Annotated in this window: 22 protein-coding genes; 11 read left to right on the forward strand and 11 right to left on the reverse strand. The window is 63.0% G+C overall.

From position 1 onward, the window contains the following. Nucleotides 1-122: 122 nt before the first annotated feature. Both exeB and ACFWHB_RS02950 read right to left on the reverse strand, forming a co-directional pair. The gene (gene exeB, locus ACFWHB_RS02945; protein WP_395949425.1) at nt 123-809 is read right to left on the reverse strand and encodes a GspB family T2SS assembly factor variant ExeB; all 687 of its coding nucleotides are present in this window, start codon (nt 807-809) and stop codon (nt 123-125) included. Then, nucleotides 809-2452, reverse strand: a complete 1644-nt coding sequence (locus ACFWHB_RS02950; RefSeq protein WP_162627217.1) for an ExeA family protein — start codon at nt 2450-2452, stop codon at nt 809-811. The genes exeB and ACFWHB_RS02950 overlap by 1 nt, the downstream gene beginning before the upstream one ends. Before the next feature lie 250 nt (nt 2453-2702). Between ACFWHB_RS02950 and ACFWHB_RS02955 the strand changes: the two genes are divergently transcribed. Beyond that, nucleotides 2703-3941 carry a multifunctional CCA addition/repair protein gene (locus ACFWHB_RS02955; protein ID WP_111910543.1) on the forward strand — a complete coding sequence of 413 codons (1239 nt, stop codon included), beginning with the start codon at nt 2703-2705 and terminating at the stop codon, nt 3939-3941. Between the two features lie 105 nt (nt 3942-4046). Here ACFWHB_RS02955 and ACFWHB_RS02960 read toward each other — a convergent pair whose 3' ends face one another. Both ACFWHB_RS02960 and ACFWHB_RS02965 read right to left on the reverse strand, forming a co-directional pair. After that, complete coding sequence (locus tag ACFWHB_RS02960; protein ID WP_106885734.1) at nt 4047-5312, reverse strand: inorganic phosphate transporter; 1266 nt, start codon at nt 5310-5312, stop codon at nt 4047-4049. Nucleotides 5313-5337: 25 nt separating this feature from the next. Further along, nucleotides 5338-6018: a TIGR00153 family protein gene (locus tag ACFWHB_RS02965; RefSeq protein ID WP_025328355.1), complete on the reverse strand. Its 681-nt coding sequence runs from the start codon at nt 6016-6018 to the stop codon at nt 5338-5340. A 169-nt stretch (nt 6019-6187) separates the two neighbouring features. Here ACFWHB_RS02965 and ACFWHB_RS02970 point away from each other — a divergent pair, with 169 nt between their 5' ends. Beyond that, the gene (locus ACFWHB_RS02970; protein ID WP_290029145.1) at nt 6188-7132 is read left to right on the forward strand and encodes a CYTH domain-containing protein; all 945 of its coding nucleotides are present in this window, start codon (nt 6188-6190) and stop codon (nt 7130-7132) included. 80 nt (nt 7133-7212) lie between these two features. Here ACFWHB_RS02970 and ACFWHB_RS02975 read toward each other — a convergent pair whose 3' ends face one another. The 7 genes from ACFWHB_RS02975 to hslR all read right to left on the reverse strand — a co-directional run bounded on the left by ACFWHB_RS02975 (nt 7213) and on the right by hslR (nt 14316). Further along, entirely contained in the window at nt 7213-7683 is a 471-nt protein-coding gene (locus ACFWHB_RS02975) for a glycine zipper 2TM domain-containing protein (protein ID WP_106885736.1), read from the reverse strand. Between the two features lie 130 nt (nt 7684-7813). Continuing rightward, a complete protein-coding gene (locus ACFWHB_RS02980) occupies nt 7814-8266 on the reverse strand; it encodes a GNAT family N-acetyltransferase (RefSeq protein ID WP_289985470.1) in 453 nt (150 codons plus the stop codon). Between the two features lie 211 nt (nt 8267-8477). Beyond that, on the reverse strand, nt 8478-10280 hold the full coding sequence (locus ACFWHB_RS02985) for an aminopeptidase P family protein (protein WP_395949426.1): 1803 nt from the start codon (nt 10278-10280) through the stop codon (nt 8478-8480). Nucleotides 10281-10313: 33 nt separating this feature from the next. Beyond that, on the reverse strand, nt 10314-10979 hold the full coding sequence (locus ACFWHB_RS02990) for a GntR family transcriptional regulator (protein WP_395949427.1): 666 nt from the start codon (nt 10977-10979) through the stop codon (nt 10314-10316). Nucleotides 10980-11152: 173 nt separating this feature from the next. Further along, entirely contained in the window at nt 11153-12778 is a 1626-nt protein-coding gene (gene pckA, locus ACFWHB_RS02995; protein WP_106885740.1) for a phosphoenolpyruvate carboxykinase (ATP), read from the reverse strand. Between the two features lie 149 nt (nt 12779-12927). After that, on the reverse strand, nt 12928-13812 hold the full coding sequence (gene hslO, locus ACFWHB_RS03000; RefSeq protein ID WP_162627216.1) for an Hsp33 family molecular chaperone HslO: 885 nt from the start codon (nt 13810-13812) through the stop codon (nt 12928-12930). Nucleotides 13813-13917: 105 nt separating this feature from the next. Then, the gene (hslR, locus tag ACFWHB_RS03005; protein WP_139745297.1) at nt 13918-14316 is read right to left on the reverse strand and encodes a ribosome-associated heat shock protein Hsp15; all 399 of its coding nucleotides are present in this window, start codon (nt 14314-14316) and stop codon (nt 13918-13920) included. Between the two features lie 217 nt (nt 14317-14533). Here hslR and exeC point away from each other — a divergent pair, with 217 nt between their 5' ends. The 9 genes from exeC (at nt 14534) to exeK (ending at nt 23478) form a co-directional block, all read left to right on the forward strand. Then, nucleotides 14534-15385, forward strand: coding sequence for a GspC family type II secretion system variant ExeC (exeC, locus tag ACFWHB_RS03010; RefSeq protein ID WP_395949428.1), 852 nt, complete (start codon nt 14534-14536; stop codon nt 15383-15385). Nucleotides 15386-15406: 21 nt separating this feature from the next. Next, nucleotides 15407-17464, forward strand: a complete 2058-nt coding sequence (gene exeD / locus ACFWHB_RS03015; RefSeq protein ID WP_395949429.1) for a GspD family T2SS secretin variant ExeD — start codon at nt 15407-15409, stop codon at nt 17462-17464. Beyond that, nucleotides 17464-18969: a GspE family T2SS ATPase variant ExeE gene (gene exeE, locus ACFWHB_RS03020; RefSeq protein WP_395949430.1), complete on the forward strand. Its 1506-nt coding sequence runs from the start codon at nt 17464-17466 to the stop codon at nt 18967-18969. The genes exeD and exeE overlap by 1 nt, the downstream gene beginning before the upstream one ends. Nucleotide 18970: 1 nt before the next feature. After that, entirely contained in the window at nt 18971-20191 is a 1221-nt protein-coding gene (gene exeF / locus ACFWHB_RS03025; protein WP_106885746.1) for a GspF family T2SS innner membrane protein variant ExeF, read from the forward strand. Between the two features lie 36 nt (nt 20192-20227). Then, nucleotides 20228-20659 carry a GspG family T2SS major pseudopilin variant ExeG gene (exeG, locus tag ACFWHB_RS03030; RefSeq protein WP_106885747.1) on the forward strand — a complete coding sequence of 144 codons (432 nt, stop codon included), beginning with the start codon at nt 20228-20230 and terminating at the stop codon, nt 20657-20659. A gap of 35 nt (nt 20660-20694) precedes the next feature. Continuing rightward, nucleotides 20695-21246, forward strand: coding sequence for a GspH family T2SS minor pseudopilin variant ExeH (exeH, locus tag ACFWHB_RS03035; RefSeq protein WP_139745292.1), 552 nt, complete (start codon nt 20695-20697; stop codon nt 21244-21246). A gap of 35 nt (nt 21247-21281) precedes the next feature. Continuing rightward, complete coding sequence (gene exeI, locus ACFWHB_RS03040; RefSeq protein WP_393938093.1) at nt 21282-21662, forward strand: GspI family T2SS minor pseudopilin variant ExeI; 381 nt, start codon at nt 21282-21284, stop codon at nt 21660-21662. Between the two features lie 71 nt (nt 21663-21733). After that, the gene (gene exeJ, locus ACFWHB_RS03045) at nt 21734-22378 is read left to right on the forward strand and encodes a GspJ family T2SS minor pseudopilin variant ExeJ (RefSeq protein WP_290029305.1); all 645 of its coding nucleotides are present in this window, start codon (nt 21734-21736) and stop codon (nt 22376-22378) included. A gap of 89 nt (nt 22379-22467) precedes the next feature. After that, on the forward strand, nt 22468-23478 hold the full coding sequence (exeK, locus tag ACFWHB_RS03050; RefSeq protein ID WP_395949431.1) for a GspK family T2SS minor pseudopilin variant ExeK: 1011 nt from the start codon (nt 22468-22470) through the stop codon (nt 23476-23478). The last annotated feature ends 64 nt before the right edge of the window (nt 23479-23542 follow it).

Below are 23542 nucleotides of genomic sequence, written 5' to 3' on the forward strand. Positions count from 1 at the left end.
CGAAAGTGCTGTTATCTGAATGGCTCACGGGGTTCTCATGTTTTGATTAAAAAGGGGAGCTCTCGGGCTCCCTCTTGAAATGCCGGCCAGGCCCGCAGGCCCGGCTTGCCATTGTGGCTCGCTCAGCCGCGCCAGTCCTGCAGCGCCTTGAGGCTGACATGCTGACCGCCGACCTGCAGGATGATGTAATCCTGGGCGATGGCGACCAGCAGCACCCCGGGGGCGACCTCGCTGCCCTCGTGCAACTCCCGCCCGTTGAGCACCACGGCGCGTTTGGCCGGGTCGGAGGAGAAGTTGTGGGCGCCATAGGTCAGGGGAGGCACCTGCTGCTTCAGCGCAGGATCCAGGGCGCTGATCGGCATGGCGCCGGACTGGGGCTGGGCCTGGGGCGCCGTCTCTTCCACCAGCGGGGTGTTGTTGAGGGCCATCATGATGCGCTCTGCCAGGCTCTGGGTGCCGTTGCCGTTGCCGGCGGTCGACGTCGCGGTGGCAACGGCTTTGGGCTGCACCACGGGTTCTGGCAGGGGCGGAGGCAGCGGGCGGGTGATCATGGGTCTGGGTTCGACCCGCACGAAGGGGGGCGTCACCACCTCCTTCACCTCGATCTGCTGTTCGATGGGCTTGAGGTGGTAGAGGTGCCAGCCATAGTTGGCGGCCGCCCCCATGATCAGGGCAAGGGGCGCCAGCAGCCACCAGATCCAGCGGCGGTCAGGCTCCTCCTCCTGGCTCACGGGCAGGCCCATGAGGGGCATGTGGGGGGTAAACTGGGGTTGATCGGCGCGGCGCAAGGCCTTGAGCAGGGTAGACATCAGGAGGCCTCCTCCACCAGGGGATCCATGGCGTCATCCACCACGGCATCCAGATCGACAGGGGTGCTGGCACGCAGGGATTCATCCTCCAGCCTCGGCATGGGTTCACCGGCCACGGCATTCAGGCGCAGCAGGGTATTGCTGCCAGCGATGCCGTCCGGGGTCAGTCCCTGCTCGCGCTGGAACTGCTGCAGCTTGTTCTTGAGGGTGGCATCGAAGCGGCTCACCTTGCGATCCGGTTGCTGCATGGCGCGGCTCAGCGCATTGTCCAGCCACTGCACCTGGGTTGCACCGGCATTGCTGCCGATCAGGGTCACCCCGCCCTTGGGCATGCGCCACAGCAGGGTATAACTGCCCCCCCAGGCGTCGGAGAGCCACTGCCTGTCCACCTGCCAGCTCTGATTGCCGATGAGCAAGGAGGCCTTGTCCGGCCCGAGACTCACCAGGGTGGCATAGTAGAGGCCGCCGGTCTCGTCGGTCAGGCTGATGAGGGCCGGGTGTTGCAGGGCCTGCAGTTGTGCCAGGCTGGCTTCCCCCTCCTGGCAGCGCAGCCCGGCGCGGGGGGCGTCGTCACAGGTCGACTCCTCCAGCTCGGTCTGGTAGCCCCACACCCTGTAGAGATTCTGCATGGCCACACCGGGGTCCAGTGCCTGATTGATGGCGCGGGTCAGCTGCTCCTGCTGCTCAGGGGTGTCATCCACCTTGACCGGCACTTCCACCTTGACCAGGGGGCGGGTCGGGAAGACCCCGAACCACTGCCAGCCCCACCAGCCGGTGGCGACCAGCAGGGCGCCGGCCAGCGCGACCAGCAGGCCGGACTGCCAGGTGCCCTCGTCGCGAATGCCGCTCACTTCATAGGCCGACTGGCTGATGTCGCCGTGCACTATTTTGTGGCTGCCGCGGGCGAAGGCGGCGATCAGGGCGCGATCGCAGATGAGGTTGATGAGGCGCGGGATGCCGCCGGAGAGGCGATGCAGGGTCTGGATCGCCTTGGGAGTGAAGATGGGCTGGACGCAGCCTGCCACCTGCAGCCGGAAGCGCACATAGGCATCCACGTCCTGGCGGGAGAGCGGCAGCAGGTGATAGCGGGCCGTGATGCGCTGGGCCAGCTGGCGCAGCAGGGGCTGGCGCAACATCTGTTGCAGCTCCGGCTGGCCGATGAGCACCACCTGCAGCAGCTTCTTCTCGTCTGTCTCCAGATTGGTGAGCAGTCGCAACTGCTCCAGCACGCCGGGGAGCAGATGCTGGGCTTCATCCACCAGCACCACGCTGCGCTTGCCCGCCGCCAGATTGGCCAGCAGGTGATCGCGAATGAGATCGAACAGCTGCTTGAGGCTGGCCTCCTGGGCATAGGGCAACTGGAACTCGTCACAGATGGCCGCCAGCAGATCCCGCTCGGTCAGGGAAGGATTGAGGATGTAGGCGATCTCGGTCTCGGCGGGCAACTGCTGGAGCAGGCAGCGGGAGACTGTGGTCTTGCCCGTACCCACTTCCCCCGTCAGCAGCACGAAGCCGCCACCGTCCTGCAACCCGTAGTTGAGGTGGGCGAGGGCCTCCCCGTGACGTTCGCTCATATAGAGGTATTTGGGGTTGGGCGAGATGGAGAACGGGGGCTCCGACAGACCGAAGAACTGTGTGTACATAAGGATCCATTCCATTGTTATGGGCGGCAGGTTAAAGCCTCCCCAGAGGGATGTCAAAGACCCGGACGCCATAAGAGGGGCATCATAGCCGGTGCCCCAAATGCCTGGGGTGATCGCGCCCGGATTATGGCAATAAGCGGCCATCTTCCGGTGCTTTCTCCCGGGGTGGCGGGCGGGCCTCTTGCGGGCGCATCGTCTATGACGGCCAAAAGCGGTATCATCGAGGCAGGTTTATCGAGGGAGAGTGCGCGTGCAGATTTATCTGGTTGGGGGGGCGGTCCGTGACCGCCTGTTGGGATTGCCCCAGGGGGACAGGGACCATCTGGTGGTCGGTGCCACTGTGGAACAGATGCTGAACCTGGGGTTCACCCAGGTCGGCCGCGACTTTCCGGTGTTTCTCCACCCCAGCACCCAGCAGGAGTACGCCCTGGCGCGCACCGAGCGCAAGCAGGGGCAGGGCTATACCGGCTTCGTCTGTCACGCCGCCCCCGAGGTGACGCTCGAACAAGATCTGCTGCGCCGGGATCTCACCATCAACGCCATCGCCGAAGATGAGAGCGGGCAACTGCACGATCCCTATGGCGGCCTCCGGGATCTGGAGGCGCGGCTGCTGCGCCACGTCTCCCCGGCCTTCGCCGAGGATCCCCTGCGCATCCTGCGGGTGGCGCGCTTCGCCGCCCGTTTCCATGAGCAGGGTTTCGTGGTGGCCCCCGAGACCCTGGCCCTGATGCGGGAGATGACCGACGCCGGCGAGCTGGCCCACCTGACCCCGGAGCGGGTCTGGAAGGAGCTGGAGAAGGTGCTGCTGGGGCAGACTCCCAGGGTCTTCTTCGAGGTATTGCGCGACTGTGGCGCCCTCAAGGCGCTCTTTCCCGAGCTGGATGCCCTGTTCGGGGTGCCGGCCCCCGCCAAGTGGCACCCTGAGATAGACACCGGCATTCACACCCTGATGGTGCTGGATCAGGCCTGCCAGCTCTCCCCGGATCTGCCGGTCCGCTTCGCCGCCCTCTGCCACGACTTTGGCAAGGGCCTGACCCCGCCCGCGTTCTGGCCGAGCCATCACGGCCACGGCCAGAAAGGGTTGCCGCTCATCCGGGATTTCTGCGAGCGGTTCAGGGTGCCGAACGACTGCCGCGATCTGGCCCTGCTGGTGAGCGATCTGCACACCCACATCCACATCGCCTTCGATCTCAAGCCGCCGACCCTGCTGAAGGTGTTCGACAAGGCGGATGCCTGGCGCAGGCCGGATCGCTTCGCCCAGCTGCTCGATGCCTGCCGCGCCGACTTCCACGGTCGTACCGGTTTCGAAGAGAAGGTCTACAGCCAGCCGGACTATGTGGCCCAGGCCCTGGCTGCGGCCCAGGCTGTGCCGGTCAAGGAGATAGTGGCGGCGGGCTTCAAGGGGGAGGGGATCCGCGAGCAACTCGCCAAGCGCCGGCTCGATGCCATCAGCCGGGTGCGCGACGAGTGGACCTTTATCGAGGAATAAGCGCCTCTGCAGGGTCGATGAACTAAGCGTCGGCGACCGTTTGAGGCAACGCAGAGGCATAAAAAAGCCCGGGTCAGTGACCCGGGCTTTTTGCTGTGAGGTTGCTTAAGAGAAGCAGGCCTGCAGCACGTAGAAGATGGCGATGGCCAGGATGGCACCTGCGGGCAGGGTGATGACCCAGGAGACCACTATGTTGCGCAGCACCCCCAGGTTCAGGGCGGCTATGCCACGGGCCAGACCCACCCCCATCACGGCACCGACCAGGGTCTGGGTGGTGGAGATGGGCAGACCTGTACCCGAGGCGATCACCACTGTGGCGGCGGTCGCCAGCTGGGCGGCGAAGCCACGGCTCGGGGTCAGGTGGGTGATGCCGGTGCCAACGGTGGCCATCACCTTCTCACCCATGGTGGCCAGACCGATGACGATACCTATGCCGCCAAGGGGCAGTATCCACCAGGCGATGTGGGAATTGCCGGTGATCTGGCCGGCACTCTCGACTGTGGATACCACGGCGGAGAGCGGGCCTATGGCGTTGGCCACGTCGTTGGAGCCGTGAGCGAAGGCCATGGCACAGGCGGTGATCACCATCAGGATGCCGAACACCTTCTCCACGTTGGCGAAGTGCATCTTGTTGTCATCCTGCGGGTTGTACTGCTGACCGCGAATGTAGAACCAGCCGCCGATGGAGAGGGTCACCGAGATGGCGATGGAGAGCAGTATCCCCTCGCCGTCGCTCAGGTGCAGACCAACGTGGGTCAGCCCCTTCTTGATGGTCACCAGACAGATGACCAGCGCGGTCAGGAACATGTAGAAGGGGACATAGCGCTTGGCGTTGGCCAGCGGGTTGTCGGTGTTGAAGATGAGCTTCTGCACGCTGATGAACATGAAGTAGGCGATGATGCCCGAGATGGCCGGTGTGACCACCCAGGAGCCGACTATGCCGCCAAACTTGCTCCACTGCACCGCTTCCGGGCCGACGCTCACCACGGCGAAGCCGACGATGGCTCCTATGATGGAGTGTGTGGTGGAGACGGGCCAGCCGAAGTAGGAGGCCAGGATCAGCCAGAGGCCGGCCGCCAGCAGGGAGGCTATCATGCCGAGCACCAGCAGATCCGGGGTATCGGTGAAGGCATTGGTATCTATGATGCCGTTGCGGATGGTCGCCGTGACTTCGCCGCCAGCCAGATAGGCACCGGCGAACTCGAAGATCATGGCGATGATGATCGCCTGACGTATGGTCAGAGACTTGGTGCCGACCGATGTGCCCATGGCGTTGGCGACGTCGTTCGCACCTATGCCCCAGGCCATCAAAAAGCCGAACAAGGCCGCCACGAGCACCAGGGTGGTGCCGTAATTTGCGATAATGTCCATTAGTAGTGTTTACCCAGTCAGTCGATTACGAACGAGCCAGCATCAGTTCCAGACGGGCGCCAACGCGCTCGGCCTGATCAGCCAGGTCACCTACCCATTCGAGGATCTTGTAGAGGAACATAACGTCGATCGGATTGTACTTGTGCTCAACGGCTTGCAGCTGTTGGCGCAGCCCGATCTGCATGGTGTCAGTATCGTCCTCGATAAGATCCAGCTGGTGGATCATCTCGGCAACCATTTCAACTTCACGTCCTTTAAAGCCGGTTTCGAGCAGCTCATCGAGTTCTCCGATGGCTTTTTCGGCTTGGGCGGTCGCATCGATACAACGTTTGAGATAGGCCATGAAATCGGCACGCATCTCGGTGGGGAATTCCATTTTGCGGCCAAGCATGCGGCCGGAAATATCCTTGGCACGGTTGGCAATCTTGTCCTGTTGCGTCAGCAGTTCCAGCAGATCGGTACGGGCGACCGGCAGAAACAGACCGCGAGGCAGTTTGAGGCGAATTTCGCGTTTGAGAATGTCCGCTTCTTTTTCCAGCTGGGCTATCTGTTGCCGGATTTTCTCGGCATCTTCCCAACGGTCTTCGGCAACGGCATCAAAGAAGGGAACCAATTGCTGGGAGCACTGGTGAACCTTGACGATATGCTTCTGCAGCGGCTTGATGGGGGACTTGGCAAAAAGACCCAAAATAGTATTTACTGGCATGGCCAAACCTGTGTCGGTGAAAAAACACTCGATACGATTTTATGAGGGGCGCAGGATAACCGAACTGTGCCATCAATAAAACCGTGAATTAATCCTTATCTATCGCTGGCATTATATCCTCGCGACCCGGATCATGCCCCCCAAAGTTGCCTGCCTGCCCGGAATGACTATGCAAACTGAGATCGAGATAAAGTTTTTCGTCACCAGCAATATTCAAGAATCTCTCTCCAACTTTCTGAATTCACTTGAAATTATCTCCTCTGAGCAAGTCAGGCTCGGCAATGTCTATTTCGATACGCCCAAGCTGGATTTACGCCGGCTCGACATGGGATTGCGGATCCGCCGCAGCGACCATTTTTCCGAGCAGACGATTAAATGCCGTGGCCAGGTGGTCGGCGGGCTGCACGCCAGACCCGAATACAATGCCCCGGTGAGCGGGGATCTGCCGACCCTGTCCGCCTTCCCTGATGGCATCTGGCCGAGTCTGGCCGTGCGCGACGAGATCCAGTCCAGTCTGGTGGCCCAGTTCAGCACCGACTTCCTGCGCCGTCACTGGCTCATCGCCTTCGAGGGGGCCCAGATAGAGCTGGCCTGGGATCGGGGGGAGATTGTTGGCACCCTGGGGCGCACCGAGATCGACGAGCTTGAGCTGGAGCTCAAGTCAGGCGACGCCCGCGCCCTGTTCGGGCTGGCCGCGCGGTTGGCGGAGCTGGGGGGCGTCCGGTTGGGGGCCCAATCCAAGGCGCAGCGCGGCTATCGGCTGGCGGGGCTCGGCAAGCCCCTGGCGGCGCAACCCTTGCCGGATGTCGGCGGGCTAGATGGCAAGGCCTGCATCACGCTCGGCCTGCAGCTCTGGCAGCATCACGAGCAGCTCTGGCTGGAGTGCGAGGATGAGGAACGGCCGCTGGCACTGCAAGGGATGCTGCAGGGTTGTGACCTGGTGGCCGAGGCCGCCGAGAACCTGGCGCAGTCCCCTGCCTGGTTGCCCGCACTCAGGGTGCAGCAGCGCTTGCTGGCAGAGGCGGGGGAAGAACGGCTTTCGGCCCTGCTGCACGGCGCCGATCTCGTGGGCCTGCAACTGGCCATAGCGGCCTGGTTGCACCTGGATTCTTGAGGGTTCAGGTTTGCACTGAATGCAAAAAAGGTGAGCCCAGGCTCACCTTTTTGTTGGCTGATGGAAAGCGCCCGCCGGGCTCAGTTCACCACGGCCACGTTGATGCTGCCATTGCCCTGGGTCATGCGGACTCGGGCGCCGGGCACGAAGGTGGGGCTGGCCTTCTGCACCACGACGATGGACTCGCCGCTCTCTTTCTTGATCTCGAGCTCGACGCCATCGACCTGGTTGAGCTTGTCACCGGCAGCCTTGCCCGCGGCGGCACCTGCTATGGCACCCCCGGCGGCGGCGATGTCGCTGCCGCGACCGCCCCCTATGGTGCTGCCGAGCAGGCCACCGACCACGGCGCCGCCTATGGTGCCGATCAGGGAGTTCTCATCGGCCTGGATCTTCACCGGACGGGTGGAGATGATGGTGCCGTAGCTGACGGTCTGAACCTGCTTGGCGCGATCCTTGGTGTAGACATCGCCGGAGTAGACGTCGCTGTTGGCACAGCCGGTGATGGCGGTAGTGGCGGCCAGCAGGGTAACGAGAGCGATACGTTTCAACATGATGGGCCTCCTGGGCGGGCATCGGGTTAATCGGTTTGATGCAATCCACTCTACGCCAACCGGATTGTGCATTAAACCCGCAAAGTGTAACCAATTATGTGACCTGAACGGCGGTCAGCCCCGAAACGGGTCAGGTCAGGGCTTTTTCCAGCAGCAGGCGATCCTCCCCGGGGCCGAAATAGCCGGACTCCTCGGCCAGCAGGGCGTAGCCCAGGCGCAAGTAGAGGCGCTGGGCCGGATTGGCCGGATCCACGGTCAGCCTGACTCGCGCCACCTGCAGCTCTGCCAGTGCCTGCTCCACTCGCAGCATCATGCGCTCGGCCAGGCCAAAGCCGCGGGCCTCGGGCCGCACCGCCAGAGAGAGCAGCCAGCCCTGCGACCGATCCTGACCCAGGCCCCCCAGGGCATAACCCAGCAGCCTGCCCTCCAGTTCCGCCACGACCAGCAGGGCGGGCCACAGATCCATGGCCTGACGGAAGAAGAAGGCGGGGTAGACATCCTCCCCGAAGACGTCGGCGTCTATCTGCCAGATGGCGTGCATGTCGGCGTGGGTGGCAATGCGCAAAACGGGGGACGGCTGCATCTGGGCTCCTGTGATGGCGGCTGCCGGGGGGCAGTCAAAAAGAGGGCACAGGGTAGTGGGCCCGTCAGGCCGATGCAAGCGGGTCTGGTTCGGAGGGCGGACAGGGGAGATGAACAGATCGCGGCGCCCGGTAAGGGATATCGGCTGCTCTTAGGGCAAAAAAACAGGGCCCGCAGGCCCTGTTTCACCGGACAAACTCGGTTGTCTGCGATCAGATGAGGCGGGTCGCCTGCTCCAGCCAGGCGAGATCCTCGCCGTCCAGCAGCGGGCTCAGGCGGCGGTAGACCTCGGCATGGTAGTCGTTGATCCAGCGGAACTCGGCCTGGCTCAGCAGGCTGCGATCGATGAGGCGGGTATCGAACGGCACATAGGTCAGCCGTTCGAAGCCCAGCATCGCCAGCTCGCCCACCTGCTCCAGCTCGGTCACCACCACCAGGTTCTCGCAGCGGATGCCGAAGGCATCTTCGCGGTAGTAACCCGGCTCGTTGGAGAGCACCATGCCCGGTTGCAGGGCCACCAGACTGCCCTTGGGGGCGATGCGCTGCGGGCCTTCGTGCACGCTCAGGAAGTGGCCGACCCCGTGGCCTGTGCCATGGTCGTAGTTGTAACCGGCCTGCCACAGGGGCATGCGGGCCAGCACGTCGAGCTGGATGCCGGCGGTGCCGCGGGGGAAGCGGGCCTGATCCAGGGCGATATGACCCTGCAGCACCCGGGTGAACATGGCCTTGTGCTCGTCGGTGACTTCACCGACCTTGACGGTACGGGTGATGTCTGTGGTGCCGTCAAGATACTGGGCGCCGGAGTCCACCAGGTAGATGCTGTCCTGACCGAAGGGGCGCGGGGTGCCGTTGGTGTGACGGTAGTGACACATGGCGGCGTTGGGGCCCAGCGCCGATATGGTGTCAAAGCTCGGCTCGACGTAGTGATCCTGCTCGCGGCGGAAGGCTTCCAGGCGATCGGCCAGGGTGCCCTCATCCATATCCTGATAGTCGCCGGAGGCGATAAGGCGATCCAGCCAGGCGAGGAAGCGGGTGACGGCGACGCCATCGCGCAGATGGGCGCGCTGCATGCCCGCCAGCTCCACGGCGTTCTTGCACGCCTTGGGCAGCATGGTCGGATCCTGCCCTGCCACCAGGATGGCGCCCGCCTCTTCCATGGTGAGCTGGGTCCAGGCGTTGGCAGTGTTGGGGTCGGCCAGCACCTTCTGCTGATCCTCGCCGATGCGCTGCAGCACGTCACCCAGCTTGTCGATGGGGTAGACGGAGACATCCTGCCCCACGTGGCGGGTGAAGGCGATGCAGTCGATCTTGTCGGTGTCGACGAAGAAATCCATGCTGGTGTTGGCGTAGAGCACCGCAAAGCCCAGCACCACCGGCAGCCGCTCCACGTCGCGGCCACGCAGGTTGAGCAGCCAGTTGATGGGCTCGGCCTGGGTCAGCAGCACGGCATCCAGCCCGCGCTTGCGCAGATCTGCCGCCAGCAGCTCGCGCTTGGCCTGGCTGGACTGGCCCGCCAGCTCCTCGCTGTAGAGGATGACAGGGGTCTTGGTCGGGGCGGGGCGATCGTTCCAGTGCAGATCGATGGGGTTCTCATCGACCCGAACCAGCGCTATGCCGCGCTCGGCCAGGATCGGCTTGGCGCTCTGGTACCAGGCGAGGCTGTGCAGGCGGGGATCGAAGCCGACCCGGGCGCCGGACGGCAGTTGTTCTGCCAGCCACTGGACGTGGGGATCTTCGTTCAGGTGAAGAAACTCAAACAGCTCGGCCGGTGCCTGCATGCGGGCCTGCACCGTATAACGACCGTCGACGAACAGGGCCGCCCGCTGCGCCAGTATGATGGCGAGGCCGGCGGAGCCGTTGAAACCCGTGATCCAGTCCAGACGTTCGGCATAGGCGGGAATGTACTCCCCCAGGTGCTCGTCGTCGTGGGGAACGATGAAGGCGTCCAGTTCCAACGTGGCCAGAGTGGCCCTGACCTGGGCGACGCGGGTTTCAATAATCTCGAAATGATTCATGTCGTTATTGCCAGATTGTGATGATGTGAGTGTTCACTGATTGTGGCCGCTTGCCAGGATCTGTCGGATCGACTGGCCTGCCGCCTCGATATGTTGCTTGAGCAGGACCACGGCCTCGTGCTTGCGGCGGGCGCGGCACAGATCCAGCAGGTGGGCGTGTTCGCGCTCGGCCTTGTCCACGCCGCCCTGGGCGAACAGCAGTTCGAAGCGCACGTAGCGATCGCAGCTCAGATTGATCTGGGCGATGAGATCCAGTGCCTGGGGACGATTGGCGGCCTGATAGAGGGTGGCGTGAAAACTGTGGTTCAACTCGGCCCAGTGCTCGATCTGGGTGCCGGACTCCAGCGCCAGATCAAACTGGGCCAGGATGGCTTGCGCCTTGGCGAAGGTCTCCTCCGTCATCAGGTCGACGGCGTGGAACAGGGTATCGGCTTCCAGCAGCGCCCGCAAATAAAAGAGCTCCTCGATGGCCGAGGCGTCCAGCATGGTGACCACGGCGCCGCGATGGGCCTCGAACTTCACCAGCCCCTGGGCCTCCAGCTGCATCAGCGCCTCCCGCACCGGAATGCGGCTCACCGCCAGCTCCTTGGCGATGGCATCCTGGCGCAAGGGGGCGCCGGCGGGAAACTCCCCACGCAATATCCGGCCGCGGAGGTTCTCCATCACCATCTGGGTTCGGGTCTTGTAGGGTAGGGTCATGCTTGAGTCACGGGCAGGTTGCAAAATTGTATATTGTATAAAGTTTGGCTGAATCTAACGCGCAACCGCCTGCAAGGCAAGGTTTGGCGGGAGCCATATGCCGCGCATAGGCCAAAAAAATACCGGCCAGCTGGGCTGACCGGTATGGGGTTGTCACCTGGGCGGGGCGCAGCTTACAGCTGCGGGCCCGCAGCGACCAGGCGTTTGCCTTCGTCGTTGTCGGTGAAGCGCTCGAAGTTCTTGATGAAGCGCTGGGCCAGATCCTGGGCCTTGGCGTCCCACTCGGCCTGGTCGGCATAAGTGTCGCGCGGGTCGAGGATGGCCGGGTTCACATCGTGCAGCTCGGTCGGCACTTCCAGGTTGAAGATAGGCAGCACCTTGGTCGGCGCCTGCTCGATGGAACCATCCAGGATGGCATCTATGATGGCCCGGGTGTCCTTGATGGAGATGCGCTTGCCGGTGCCGTTCCAGCCGGTGTTCACCAGGTAGGCTTCGGCTCCTGAGGCTTCCATCCGCTTCACCAGCTCCTGACCGTACTTGGTCGGGTGCAGGCTGAGGAAGGCGGCGCCAAAGCAGGAGGAGAAGGTCGGCGTCGGCTCTGTGATGCCGCGCTCGGTACCGGCCAGCTTGGCGGTGAAGCCTGACAGGAAGTGGTACTTGGTCTGCTCCTTGGTCAGCTTGGCGACCGGAGGCAGCACCCCGAAGGCGTCGGCGGTCAGGAAGATCACCTTGTTGGCGTGACCCGCCTTGGAGACCGGCTTGACGATGTTTTCGATGTGATAGATGGGGTAGGAGACGCGGGTGTTCTCGGTCTTGGAGCCATCATCGAAGTCTATGGTGCCGTCGGCTGCGACCGTCACGTTCTCCAGCAGGGCGTCGCGACGGATGGCGTTGTAGATATCCGGCTCGGCTTCCTTGGAGAGCTTGATGGTCTTGGCGTAGCAGCCCCCTTCGAAGTTGAACACGCCGTGGTCGTCCCATCCGTGCTCGTCGTCACCGATGAGCTGGCGCTTGGGATCGGTGGAGAGGGTGGTCTTGCCGGTACCGGAGAGGCCGAAGAAGATGGCCACGTCCCCATCCTTGCCCACGTTGGCGGAGCAGTGCATGGAGGCGATGCCGCGCAGGGGCAGGAAGTAGTTCATCATGGAGAACATGCCCTTCTTCATCTCGCCACCGTACCAGGTGCCACCGATGAGCTGCATCTTCTCTGTCATGTTGAAGGCGACGAAGTTCTCGGAGTTGAGACCCTGCTCCTTCCAGTTCGGGTTGGTGCACTTGGCACCGTTCATCACCACGAAGTCCGGCTTGAAGGTCTTAAGCTCTTCCTCGCTCGGGCGGATGAACATGTTCTTCACGAAGTGCGCCTGCCAGGCCACCTCTGTGATGATGCGCACCGCCAGGCGGGTGTCAGGGTTGGCGCCGCAGTAGCCATCCACCACGAACAGGCGTTTGCCGGAGAGCTGTTTGGTCACCAGGGATTTCAGATCTGACCACACTTCCGGGGTGATTGCCTTGTTATCGTTCTTGCCCTGGTCAGACCACCACACAGTATCCTGGGTGGTGCCGTCCTTGACGATATATTTATCTTTCGGGGAACGACCGGTGAAGATGCCGGTGTTGACATTGACGGCGCCGAGTTCGGTAACGACGCCACGTTCGAATCCTTCCAAGTCTGGGCGGGTCTCTTCTGCGAAAAGCTGCTCATAGGAGGGGTTGCGAACGATTTCCTGGCTGTTTTTGATACCGTACTGGTCCAGTTTCAGTTGTTGTGCCAGGGCGGGTTCTACCACGATAGTCATTATGTTCTCCTGGGTTCAGAGGTGTGTAGGGTTCTATCTGGCGTCCATACTACTACCTAGGTGGTAGTTTTTAGCGATCGCCATCAAACTTTATAAAATAGGGTATTTTTTTGTTATTTAAGTTAAAGGCGGGTTTTGCCCGCCTTTATTTAGTGTAACTTGTTTGCATCATTACCGGGAGCCCCGCTGAACAGGGTTTCGATGTCTATTCCATCAAATTGGTAGTGAGCGCCGCAGTAATCGCAGTGCATGTCGATCTTGCCGAGCTCCTGCACCATGGCCACAGCTTCCTCCTTCTCTATCTGCAGCAGAGCCCCTTCGCAGCGCTCGCGGGAGCAGGTGCAACGGAACTCGATCGCCTGGGGATCGAACACCCGTACCTTGTCCTGATGGTAGAGGCGGTAGAGGATCTCTTCGGCCTCCAGACCGAACAGCTCTTCATCCTTGATGGTGCTGGTGAGCTGGATCAGGTGGTCGAAGTCGGCGCCGTGATCCTCGCTCCGGGCGGGCAGCTCCTGCAGCAGTATGCCTGCAGCGCGGGGCTGGCCCTGGTGGTGGCCGGTGCGGATCCAGAGCCGGGTGGCGAGTTGCTCGGACTGGGCGAAGTACTGCTCGAGGCAGGTCGCCAGGGTGTCGGCCTCGAGGGCTATGATGCCCTGATAGCGCTCGCCCTCTTCAGGGGTGATGGTGATCACCAGCTGGCCGTTGCCTACCAGGCTCTGCAGCTTGTCGTCGGTCGGCAGCTCCCCTTCATAGCGGGCCACGCCGCGCAGTTGCTGGTTGTGATCGCCGTTGATCACCGCCAGACGCACCGGGCCATCCCCTTGCAGCTGCACTGTGATGGAGCCTTCGAACTTGAGGGTGGCGGTCAGCAGGCTGGTGGCGACCAGCAGTTCACCCAGCAGCTTCTGTACCTGGACCGGGTAGTTCTGGGCATCGACGATGTGACGATAGGTACTATCCAGCTGGACCAGCTCCCCCCGGACTTCGTACTCTTCGAACAGATAGCGATACAGGAGATCTTGGTTACTCATCATGCTTTCCTAGGGTTTTCTGGGGGAAAAGATAAATACATTGTTAAACAGGTGGTTAGGAACTAATTCCCGCTCCTGTCGTCATAAAGGGGCCACAAGGGCGAGTCAGTATTGCTTGACCTTGATCAGCTGGCGTCGCTCCTGCTTGTCGGGGCGGCGCTCCGGGCTTGGGGCGAACTGGCTGTTGAAGCGCCTCGCCTCGCTGTTCTGGGCCCGTTTCTTCAGACTTTCCTCGGTCTCTTCATAGAGCAGCTGGGCCAGGGGGGCGGCCTTGCGCTGCTCGCTCACCTCGAGCACCCGCACCTCCCGTTCGTCCTGGCCCTGCCAGAAACGGACGAGGGCACCGACCTCGACGGCCTTGCCCGGTTTGCTGCGCTGGCCGTTGTAGTGCACCTTGCCGCCGTCGATCTGATCCCGCGCCAGGCTGCGGGTCTTGTAGAAGCGTGCCGCCCACAGCCACTTGTCGAGGCGGACCTGAGTGCTGCTTTGTGCTGGATTCGACATGGATCGGCTCCGGGATGGCTGAAAAGGGAGCCTGATTATACCAGAGGCAGGGCCCGGGATAGAAACAGGGGGAAGCGGGGTGTGACGGAATCTGAATTTTCACAGCTTGATCCCATCCGGTCGGTTGTCTCTGGGTCCATTGCCGTACACAATAGCCAACCGATTTGGATGCCAGAATATTTTGATAAAGATGACGCTACCGTTCAGGGATGACTTGTTGAGCTCCCTTCTGGCTCGCTGCAAGTCAGTGCCACTCTCCCGTTTCAGCCAGCCTCTGTTCTGGCTGCTGCTGCTGTTGCTGGCCCAGCAGTGCGCCGTGCTCACCTGGCGTCTGTTCGATCTCACCCAATCCCCCCGGCCGCTGCCCTGGCAGCCAGCGGTCACTCCGGGCCAGGGCGCCGGACCTGCCCGCCTCGATCTTGGCAACCTCAGCCGTCTCTCCCTGTTTGGCAAGGCGCCGCAGCCCAAGGGCGACAAGGTGGCAGATGCCGTCGCAGCCGATGCCCCCAAGACCCAGCTCAATGCCCAGCTCAACGGGGTGCTGGCCAGTACAGAACCCAGCAAGTCCATCGCCATCATCGCCCACAACGGCCTGCAGAACTCCTATGGCATAGGGGATTACATCGACGGCACCCAGGCCAGGATCCGTCAGGTGTTTGCCGACAGGGTCATCATAGCCCGGGACGGCCGTGACGAGACCCTGATGCTGGATGGGGAAGAGTACGGCAAGCCGCTGCCCAAGGTGACGCGACAGGGGGCCGAGCTCTCTTCCGTGCGCAGCGAATTGATGAGCAATCCTGGCAAGATCACCGATTATCTCAATATTTCTCCGGTCCGGGTGGATGGTCGCATGGTCGGCTATCGCCTCAATCCGGGCAGCAATCCTGAAGTGTTCAATCAACTCGGACTGGTCGCCAACGATCTGGCGGTCAGCATCAATGGTCTGGATCTGCGGGACAACGCACAGGCCATGCAGGCGATGCAGCAAGTGGCGGGCGCCACGGAAATGACCGTCACCGTCGAGCGGCAAGGACAGCTCTACGACGTCTATGTCGGCTTGTCAGAATAATGAATTGGAGTAGCACCAAGAATGATAAATAAAGGGAAGGGCTGGCGTCTGGCCACTGTGGCGGCAGCCTTGATGATGGCTGGTTCTGCCTGGGCCACCGAGTATTCCGCCAGTTTCAAGAATGCCGACATCGAAGAGTTCATCAACACGGTCGGCAAGAACCTGAACAAGACCATCATCATAGAGCCCTCGGTGCGCGGCAAGATCAACGTCCGCAGTTACGATCTGCTCAATGAGGATCAGTACTACCAGTTCTTCCTGAGCGTGCTCGACGTCTATGGCTTCGCCGTGGTGCCCATGAACAACGGCGTGCTCAAGGTGGTGCGCTCCAAGGATGCCAAGACCTCGGCCATCCCTGTGGTGGATGACAGCAACCCCGGCGTGGGTGACGAGATGGTGACCCGGGTGGTGCCGGTGCGCAACGTCTCGGTACGGGAACTCGCGCCTCTGCTGCGCCAGCTCAATGACAACGCCGGTGGCGGCAACGTGGTGCATTATGAGCCTTCCAACGTGCTGCTCATCACAGGCCGCGCGGCCGTGGTGAATCGTCTGGTCGAGGTGGTGCGCCGAGTCGACAAGGCGGGTGATCAGGATATGGACGTCATCAAGCTGAAATTCGCCTCCGCCGGCGAGATGGTGCGACTGGTGACCAACCTCAACAAGGATGGCAGCAATCAGGGGGCCAACGCCTCCCTGCTGCTCTCTCCCAAGGTGGTGGCCGACGAGCGTACCAACTCAGTGGTGATCAGCGGTGAACCCAAGGCCCGTGCCCGCATCATCCAGATGGTGCGCCAGCTCGACCGTGATCTGCAGAGCCAGGGCAACACCCGGGTCTTCTACCTCAAATATGGCAAGGCCAAGGATCTGGTGGACGTGCTCAAGGGGGTCAGCTCCAGCATCGCCGCCGACAAGAAGGGCGGCGCGGCCACCACAGCCACCGGTGGTGGCGCCAGCATAGGGGGCGGCCAGCTCGCCATCTCCGCCGACGAGACCACCAATGCCCTGGTGATCACCGCCCAGCCTGACGTCATGGCCGAGCTGGAGCAGGTCATCGCCAAACTCGACATCCGCCGCGCCCAGGTGCTGGTGGAGGCGATCATCGTCGAGATCCAGGATGGCGACGGCCTCAACCTCGGAGTGCAGTGGGGCAACGCCAACGGCGGCGGCACCCAGTTCACCAATACCGGTCTGCCGATCGGGCCGGCCATCATCGCTGGCAAGGATTACAAGGACAACGGCAACACCGACGGGCTCGAAAACCTGCTCGGTGATTTCAGCGGCATGGCGGCGGGCTTCTACAAGGGGGATTGGGCCATGCTGGTGACGGCGCTCTCCACCAACACCAAGAACGACATCCTCTCGACCCCGAGCATAGTCACCATGGACAACAAGGAAGCCTCCTTCAACGTCGGCCAGGAAGTGCCGGTGCAGAGCGGCTCCCAGAGCTCCACCACCAGCGACCAGGTGTTCAACACCATAGAGCGCAAGACGGTGGGCACCAAGCTGGTGGTGACGCCCCAGATCAACGAAGGGGATTCGGTGCTGCTCAACATAGAGCAGGAGGTCTCCAGCGTGGCCCAGACCCAGGCGACGGGTACCGCCAACCTGGGCCCCACCTTCGATACCCGTACCGTCAAGAACGCCGTCCTGGTCAAGAGCGGCGAAACCGTGGTGCTGGGCGGCCTGATGGACGAGCAGACCAAGGAGCAGGTCTCCAAGGTGCCAATATTGGGGGATATCCCGGTGCTGGGCTACCTGTTCCGCTCCACCTCCAACACCACGGCCAAGCGCAACCTGATGGTCTTCATCCGGCCGACCATATTGCGCGATGCCAACGTCTACTCCGGGGTCTCCAGCAACAAGTACACCCTGTTCAGGGCCGAACAGTTGAACCTGGCGGCCGAGGAGGGCTATGCCACCTCGCCCCCCCGCCAGGTGCTGCCGGCCTATGGTCAGGATGTGATGCTCTCCCCCGAGGTGCAAAAGCAGATTGACCTGATGAGGGCCCAGCAGCAGTCCACCGCCACCGGGGCCAAAACCCAGGCGCAGGGACAACCCTTCGTGCAGGGTCAACCCTGATGGCGAGCTACTCACTGGACGGGGTCGCGCAACCGGCGGCACTGCCCGAGCTGCCGTTTGCCTTCGCCCGCAACTTCGGGGTGATCCTGACCGAACGCCAGGGCGCCCCCGTGCTGCTCTGTCGTCAGGGGGTGACACCGCAGACCTTGCTGGAGGTGCGCCGGGTGGCGGGCTGCGCCTTCGCGGTGGAGCAGTTGGGTCATGACGAGTTTGAGACGCTCTTGATGGCCCACTATCAGCGCGACTCCTCCGAGGCGCGCCAGCTGATGGAGGATCTCGGCAACGAGATGGATTTCTTCGCCCTGGCCGAAGAGCTGCCCCAGAGCGAGGATCTGCTGGACGCCGACGACGACGCCCCTATCATCCGCCTCATCAACGCCATGCTGAGCGAGGCGATCAAGGAAGAGGCGTCCGACATCCATATCGAGACCTTCGAGCGGGCCCTGGTCATTCGCTTCCGTATCGATGGGGTGCTGCGGGAAATCCTGCGCCCCCATCGCAAGCTCGCCTCTTTGCTGGTGTCGCGCATCAAGGTCATGTCCCGCATGGACATAGCCGAGAAACGGGTGCCCCAGGATGGCCGCATCTCATTGCGCATCGGCGGTCGCGCCGTCGACGTGCGGGTCTCCACCATGCCGTCCAGCTACGGCGAGCGGGTGGTGCTGCGACTGCTGGACAAGAACAACGTGCGCCTCGAGCTCAAGCAGCTCGGCATGACGCTGGCCAATCGCAACATCATCAGCGAGCTCATCCGCAAGCCCCACGGCATCATACTGGTGACGGGCCCGACCGGCTCGGGCAAGTCCACCACCCTCTATGCGGCACTCTCCGAGATCAACTCCCGGGATCGCAACATTCTCACGGTAGAAGACCCCATCGAATATGACCTGGAAGGGGTCGGCCAGACCCAGGTCAACACCAAGGTTGACATGACCTTCGCCCGGGGCCTGCGCGCCATACTGCGCCAGGATCCGGACGTGGTGATGGTGGGGGAAATCCGTGACCTCGAAACCGCCCAGATCGCGGTGCAGGCGTCCCTCACCGGCCACCTGGTGATGTCGACCCTGCACACCAACACCGCCATCGGCGCCATCACCCGGATGCGGGACATGGGGATAGAGCCCTTCCTGCTCTCCTCATCCTTGCTGGCGGTGCTGGCCCAACGGCTGGTGCGCACCCTCTGCCCGGATTGCCGTGCCCCGCATCCCATCTCGGAGCAGGAGCGGATCGCCATGGGCATAGAGCTGGCGCCGGATCAACAGATGTGGCGCCCGATGGGCTGCGAGCAGTGCAACCACACCGGCTATCGCGGCCGGACCGGCATCCACGAGCTGGTGGTGATCGACGAGGCGGTGCGCGAGGCGATTCACAGTGCCAGCGGCGAGCTGGCCATAGAGCGCCTGATCCGGGGCCATACCCCCAGCATACGCCGCGACGGCATCGACAAGGTGCTCCAGGGGCAGACCAGCCTCGAAGAGGTGCTGCGCGTGACCCGGGAAGACTAAGATGGCTGCCTTCGAATACAAGGCCCTCGACCCCAGAGGCAGACAGAAGTCCGGGGTGATGGAGGGGGACTCCGCCCGTCAGGTGCGCCAGCTGCTGCGCGAGCAGGGGCTGACTCCCCTCGAGGTGAACGAGACCACCGAGAAGGCGAAGCGGGAGGCCAACCGCTTCGTGCTATTTCGCCGTGGCGCCTCCACCTCCGAGCTGGCCCTCATCACCCGTCAGCTGGCGACCCTGGTGGGCGCCGGACTGACCATAGAAGAGGCGCTGCGGGCAGTGGCCGAGCAGTGCGAGAAGGCCCACCTGCGCAGCCTGGTGGCCACGGTGCGCAGCAAGGTGGTAGAAGGTTACTCGCTGGCCGATTCGCTGGGAGCCTTCCCCCATGTGTTCGATCAGCTGTTTCGCTCCATGGTGGCGGCCGGTGAGAAGTCCGGTCACCTGGAGAAGGTGCTCAACCGCCTCGCCGACTACACCGAGCAGCGCCAGCACATGCGCACCAAGCTGCTGCAGGCGATGATCTACCCCATAGTCCTCACCCTGGTGGCCGTGGGCGTCATCTCCATACTGCTCACCGCAGTGGTGCCCAAGGTGGTGGCCCAGTTCGAACACATGGGCCAGCAACTGCCCGCCACCACTCGCTTCCTCATCGGCACCAGCGAGCTGATGCAGCACTACGGCCTCTGGTTCCTGGTGCTGCTCGGCATCGGTGGCCTGGTCTGGCGCTGGTGGCTCACGGACGCCGGACGGCGCCGCCACTGGCATCAGGTGGTGCTGCGCCTGCCGGTCATCGGCCGGGTCAGCCGCGGCCTCAACACCGCCCGCTTCGCCCGCACCTTAAGCATCCTCAACGCCAGCGCAGTGCCGCTGCTGGAGGGGATGAAGATCTCGGGGGAGGTGCTCTCCAACGACTTTGCCCGCCACCGCATTGGCGAGGCGACCGAGCGGGTGCGGGAGGGGACCAGCCTGCGCAAGGCGCTGGATGAAACCAAGATTTTCCCGCCCATGATGCTGCACATGATCGCCTCCGGCGAGCAGAGCGGCGAGCTCGACAGCATGCTGGAGCGGGCGGCGGACAACCAGGACAGGGAGTTCGAAACCCAGGTGAATATCGCCCTCGGGGTGTTCGAGCCCATGCTGGTGGTCTCCATGGCCGGGGTGGTGCTCTTTATCGTGATGTCGATCCTGCAGCCGATCCTCGAACTCAACAATATGGTCAATCTCTGATGGCCTGCGCCATCTCATTTCGTTAGGGAGTAAGTCATGCAAAAGCGTCGTCAATCCGGTTTCACCCTGCTGGAAGTCATGGTGGTCATCGTGATCCTGGGGATCCTGGCCAGCCTGGTGGTGCCCAATCTGATGGGCAACAAGGAGAAGGCGGATCAGCAGAAAGCCGTCTCCGACATAGTGGCGCTGGAAAACGCCCTCGACATGTACAAGCTGGACAACAACCGCTACCCGACCACAGAGCAGGGGCTGGATGCCCTGGTCAACAAGCCGACAGCATCGCCCGAGCCGCGCAGCTACCGGGAAGGGGGCTACATCAAGCGCCTGCCGCAGGATCCCTGGGGCAACCAGTACCAGCTGCTGAGCCCGGGCCAGTTCGGCAAGCTCGACATCTTCAGCATGGGGCTGGACGGCGAAGCCGGGACGGATGACGACATAGGCAACTGGAACCTGAAGGATTTCCAATAAGTGTCTGAGCGCCCGCTGAAGCGGATCCTGTGCCCATGAGGCGCCATCGTCAGGCGGGCTTCACCCTGCTGGAGGTCTTGCTGGTCGCCATGTTGATGGGACTGGTGGCCACCGCTGTCGTCCTCAGCATGGGGGGCGCCCGGGGGGACAGGGAGCTCGACAAGCAGGCGCGTCGTCTCATGGCGACCCTGCAACAGGCGCAGGAGTATTCGGTGATGGATGGCCGGCTGCTGGGATTGAGAGTCGAGGAGAGCGGCTGGCAGTTTATGTCCCGCAACCCCAAGGATCGCAAGTGGCAGGCACTGACAGGCGACAAGCTGCTGGGGCCTGTGCAGCTGCCGGAGGGGATCACTCTGGCCGTCGAGCTGGAGGGGTTCAGCTGGCGCACCGATTCGGACGAGAAGAGCGAGCAGGGCCGTGACGAGAAGGAGCGCACGCCCCAGATCTTCATCTTTCCGGGGGGCGAGCTCACCCCCTTCGTGCTGACCCTGAGCCAGCAGGATGAGGATCTGAGCTACCTGCGCACCCTCAAGGGGGACGAGTTCGGTCGCCTCTCTCTGTTGCAAGACGAAGAGGAAGAAGAGTGACGGGCACCAGCGCAGGCGGCGAGGGAGTTCGCAGCATCACCCCGGCGGGCGGGCCCGCCAGGGCGCGCGGCATGACGCTGCTGGAGGTCATGGTGGCGCTGGCGGTGTTCGCCATCGCCGGCCTTGCTGTGATGAAGACCGCCAGCGAGCACCTCTCCGGCCTCAACTACCTGGAGCAGAAGACCCTGGCGACCTGGGTGGTGGAAAACCAGCTGGTGCAGCAGAAGCTCGAGGGCAAGTGGCCGGGAGACAGCTGGGTGGAAGGGGACGAGGAGATGGCCGGGCAGACCTGGTACTGGCGCTATCGTGGCGTCGCCACCAGCGACAACAACTTCAAGGCCCTGGACGTGGAGGTGCGCACCGCGCCCAAGGCAGAGAGCCCTGTGGCCATGATGCGGACCTATATCAGCCGATGATCCAAAGCAACACCCGCCTTTCCCGCCACAGTGGCTTTACCCTGCTTGAGATGTTGCTGCGGCCATCGCCCATGTCGGTGACCTCAGGCCGACGCTCTGTCCGCCAGGCCGGCTTTACCCTGCTTGAGATGCTGGTGGCCATCGCCATCTTCGCCAGCCTCAGCATGGGTGCCTATCAGGTGCTGCAGGGGGTGCTCACCAGCGACGAGGTGGCCAAGCGCAAGGAGGTTCGCCTCTCCGAGCTGCAGCTCGCCTTCAGCCTGCTGGAGCGGGACATCACCCAGATGGTGCCGCGCAGCGGCCGTATCGACGGCGAGAACAACAAGGTGCTGCTGGCGGCCTCCCGCTTCGGCCAGCAGAGCGATGACTGGGGCATGGCCTTCATCCGTGGCGGCTGGCTCAATCCGGACGGCATGCTGCCGCGATCCGGCTTGCAGCGGGTGGGCTGGCGACTCAAGGAGCAGACCCTGGAGCGGCTCAGCTACCTCTACCCGGATCCCGCGATCGGCACAGAGCCGCGTATTCAGCCCGTGCTGACCGGGGTGACGGCCCTGCGGCTCTATTTCTACGACAAGGGCATGTGGAAGGAGGAGTGGACCCAGCGCGACCTGCTGCCCTATGGGCTGGCGGTGGAGCTGGATCTGGCGGATTACGGCACCATTCGTCGTCAGTTCCTGATCGGGGCCGGCGGCCAGAGGGCTGAAAATGGTAATTGATCTTCATTTTTCCCCGGCCGTCATGGCGGATGACGGTACCCTTAGTCGTCGCCAGTTCCTGATCGGAGCCAGTGGCCAGAGGGCCGACAATGGCAGCTAGGCGTCGCTCCCGCCCTGGCCGGCAAGGGGGCATGGCCCTGCTGGTGGTGCTGCTGATTCTGTCGGTGATGGTGATCATCGCCAGCAACATGAGCGGCCGGTTGCAGCTGGAGCTGCGCCGGACCAGCAACCTCACGGCTGGCAAGCAGGCCTGGTGGTATGCCATGTCGGCGGAGGCACTGGTGATCAAGGTGCTCAACCAGGACTTCAAGGATGCCCCCGATGTGGTCAACCTGGGTCAGAACTGGGCACGGCAGGATGCGGTCTTCCCGGTGGATGACGGCACCCTGTCCGGGCGGGTGCGGGATCTGCAATCCTGTTTCAACCTCAACAGCCTGAGCCTGGCCCTGAAAGAGGGGGAGAGCGGCGATGACCTCGATGCGCAGCCCTATCAATTCAAGGCGTTCCGGGCGCTGCTCGAGGCGCTGGAGGTGGATGAGTACGAGGCGGTGCAGCTCACCGACGCCATCCGCGACTGGACCGACAAGAATACCCAGCTGGTCTCGAGTAACGGGGCCGAGGATGCCTATTACGAGGGGCTCAATCCCCCCTATCTGGTGGCGAACCAGTGGCTGCTGGGAACGGACGAATTGCGGGCCGTGCGCGGGGTGAGCCGCGAGCTCTACGCCCGTCTCGCCCCCTATGTGTGCACCCTGCCAAACGACAAGCTGGTGGTGAACATCAACACCATCAAGCCGGAGCAGGCGGCCCTGCTGGTGGGGCTCTACCAGGGCAAGATAGGGCTGGACGACGCCAAGCGGGTGCTGACCAACCGCCCCAAGAAGGGGTGGAAGGAGAAGAAGGAGATGACGGATGAGCTGTCGATACAACCGGGCAGCATCACTGGGCTGGACGGCGCGCTGGACATCAAGAGCAGCTTCTTCGAGGCCCGTCTGCTGGCCGAGGTGGGCGATGTGCGGGCCCGGCTGGAGACTGTCTTCCAGCGCGGCAAGGACAACAAGCTGGTGATGCTGCGCCGTCTGAACGACGGTGCCGAATAACAGGGAGATGGCAGGCCTCTGGCCCCCTCTGTCCCGCCCCTTATATCTGGACTGCAGCCGACGG

Origin of the sequence: Aeromonas mytilicola subsp. aquatica (genome assembly GCF_044336385.1) — a bacterium.
Lineage (GTDB): Bacteria > Pseudomonadota > Gammaproteobacteria > Enterobacterales > Aeromonadaceae > Aeromonas > Aeromonas rivipollensis.

What these genes read in the sequence shown, in the direction of transcription:
- exeB (WP_395949425.1), bottom strand. Translation starts at nt 809, where the DNA reads ATGTCTACCCTGCTCAAGGCCTTGCGCCGCGCCGATCAACCCCAGTTT.
- ACFWHB_RS02950 (WP_162627217.1), bottom strand. Translation starts at nt 2,452, where the DNA reads ATGTACACACAGTTCTTCGGTCTGTCGGAGCCCCCGTTCTCCATCTCG.
- ACFWHB_RS02960 (WP_106885734.1), bottom strand. Translation starts at nt 5,312, where the DNA reads ATGGACATTATCGCAAATTACGGCACCACCCTGGTGCTCGTGGCGGCC.
- ACFWHB_RS02965 (WP_025328355.1), bottom strand. Translation starts at nt 6,018, where the DNA reads ATGCCAGTAAATACTATTTTGGGTCTTTTTGCCAAGTCCCCCATCAAG.
- ACFWHB_RS02970 (WP_290029145.1), top strand. Translation starts at nt 6,188, where the DNA reads ATGCAAACTGAGATCGAGATAAAGTTTTTCGTCACCAGCAATATTCAA.
- ACFWHB_RS02975 (WP_106885736.1), bottom strand. Translation starts at nt 7,683, where the DNA reads ATGTTGAAACGTATCGCTCTCGTTACCCTGCTGGCCGCCACTACCGCC.
- ACFWHB_RS02980 (WP_289985470.1), bottom strand. Translation starts at nt 8,266, where the DNA reads ATGCAGCCGTCCCCCGTTTTGCGCATTGCCACCCACGCCGACATGCAC.
- ACFWHB_RS02985 (WP_395949426.1), bottom strand. Translation starts at nt 10,280, where the DNA reads ATGAATCATTTCGAGATTATTGAAACCCGCGTCGCCCAGGTCAGGGCC.
- ACFWHB_RS02990 (WP_395949427.1), bottom strand. Translation starts at nt 10,979, where the DNA reads ATGACCCTACCCTACAAGACCCGAACCCAGATGGTGATGGAGAACCTC.
- pckA (WP_106885740.1), bottom strand. Translation starts at nt 12,778, where the DNA reads ATGACTATCGTGGTAGAACCCGCCCTGGCACAACAACTGAAACTGGAC.
- hslO (WP_162627216.1), bottom strand. Translation starts at nt 13,812, where the DNA reads ATGAGTAACCAAGATCTCCTGTATCGCTATCTGTTCGAAGAGTACGAA.
- hslR (WP_139745297.1), bottom strand. Translation starts at nt 14,316, where the DNA reads ATGTCGAATCCAGCACAAAGCAGCACTCAGGTCCGCCTCGACAAGTGG.
- exeD (WP_395949429.1), top strand. Translation starts at nt 15,407, where the DNA reads ATGATAAATAAAGGGAAGGGCTGGCGTCTGGCCACTGTGGCGGCAGCC.
- exeE (WP_395949430.1), top strand. Translation starts at nt 17,464, where the DNA reads ATGGCGAGCTACTCACTGGACGGGGTCGCGCAACCGGCGGCACTGCCC.
- exeF (WP_106885746.1), top strand. Translation starts at nt 18,971, where the DNA reads ATGGCTGCCTTCGAATACAAGGCCCTCGACCCCAGAGGCAGACAGAAG.
- exeG (WP_106885747.1), top strand. Translation starts at nt 20,228, where the DNA reads ATGCAAAAGCGTCGTCAATCCGGTTTCACCCTGCTGGAAGTCATGGTG.
- exeH (WP_139745292.1), top strand. Translation starts at nt 20,695, where the DNA reads ATGAGGCGCCATCGTCAGGCGGGCTTCACCCTGCTGGAGGTCTTGCTG.
- exeJ (WP_290029305.1), top strand. Translation starts at nt 21,734, where the DNA reads ATGTCGGTGACCTCAGGCCGACGCTCTGTCCGCCAGGCCGGCTTTACC.
- exeK (WP_395949431.1), top strand. Translation starts at nt 22,468, where the DNA reads ATGGCAGCTAGGCGTCGCTCCCGCCCTGGCCGGCAAGGGGGCATGGCC.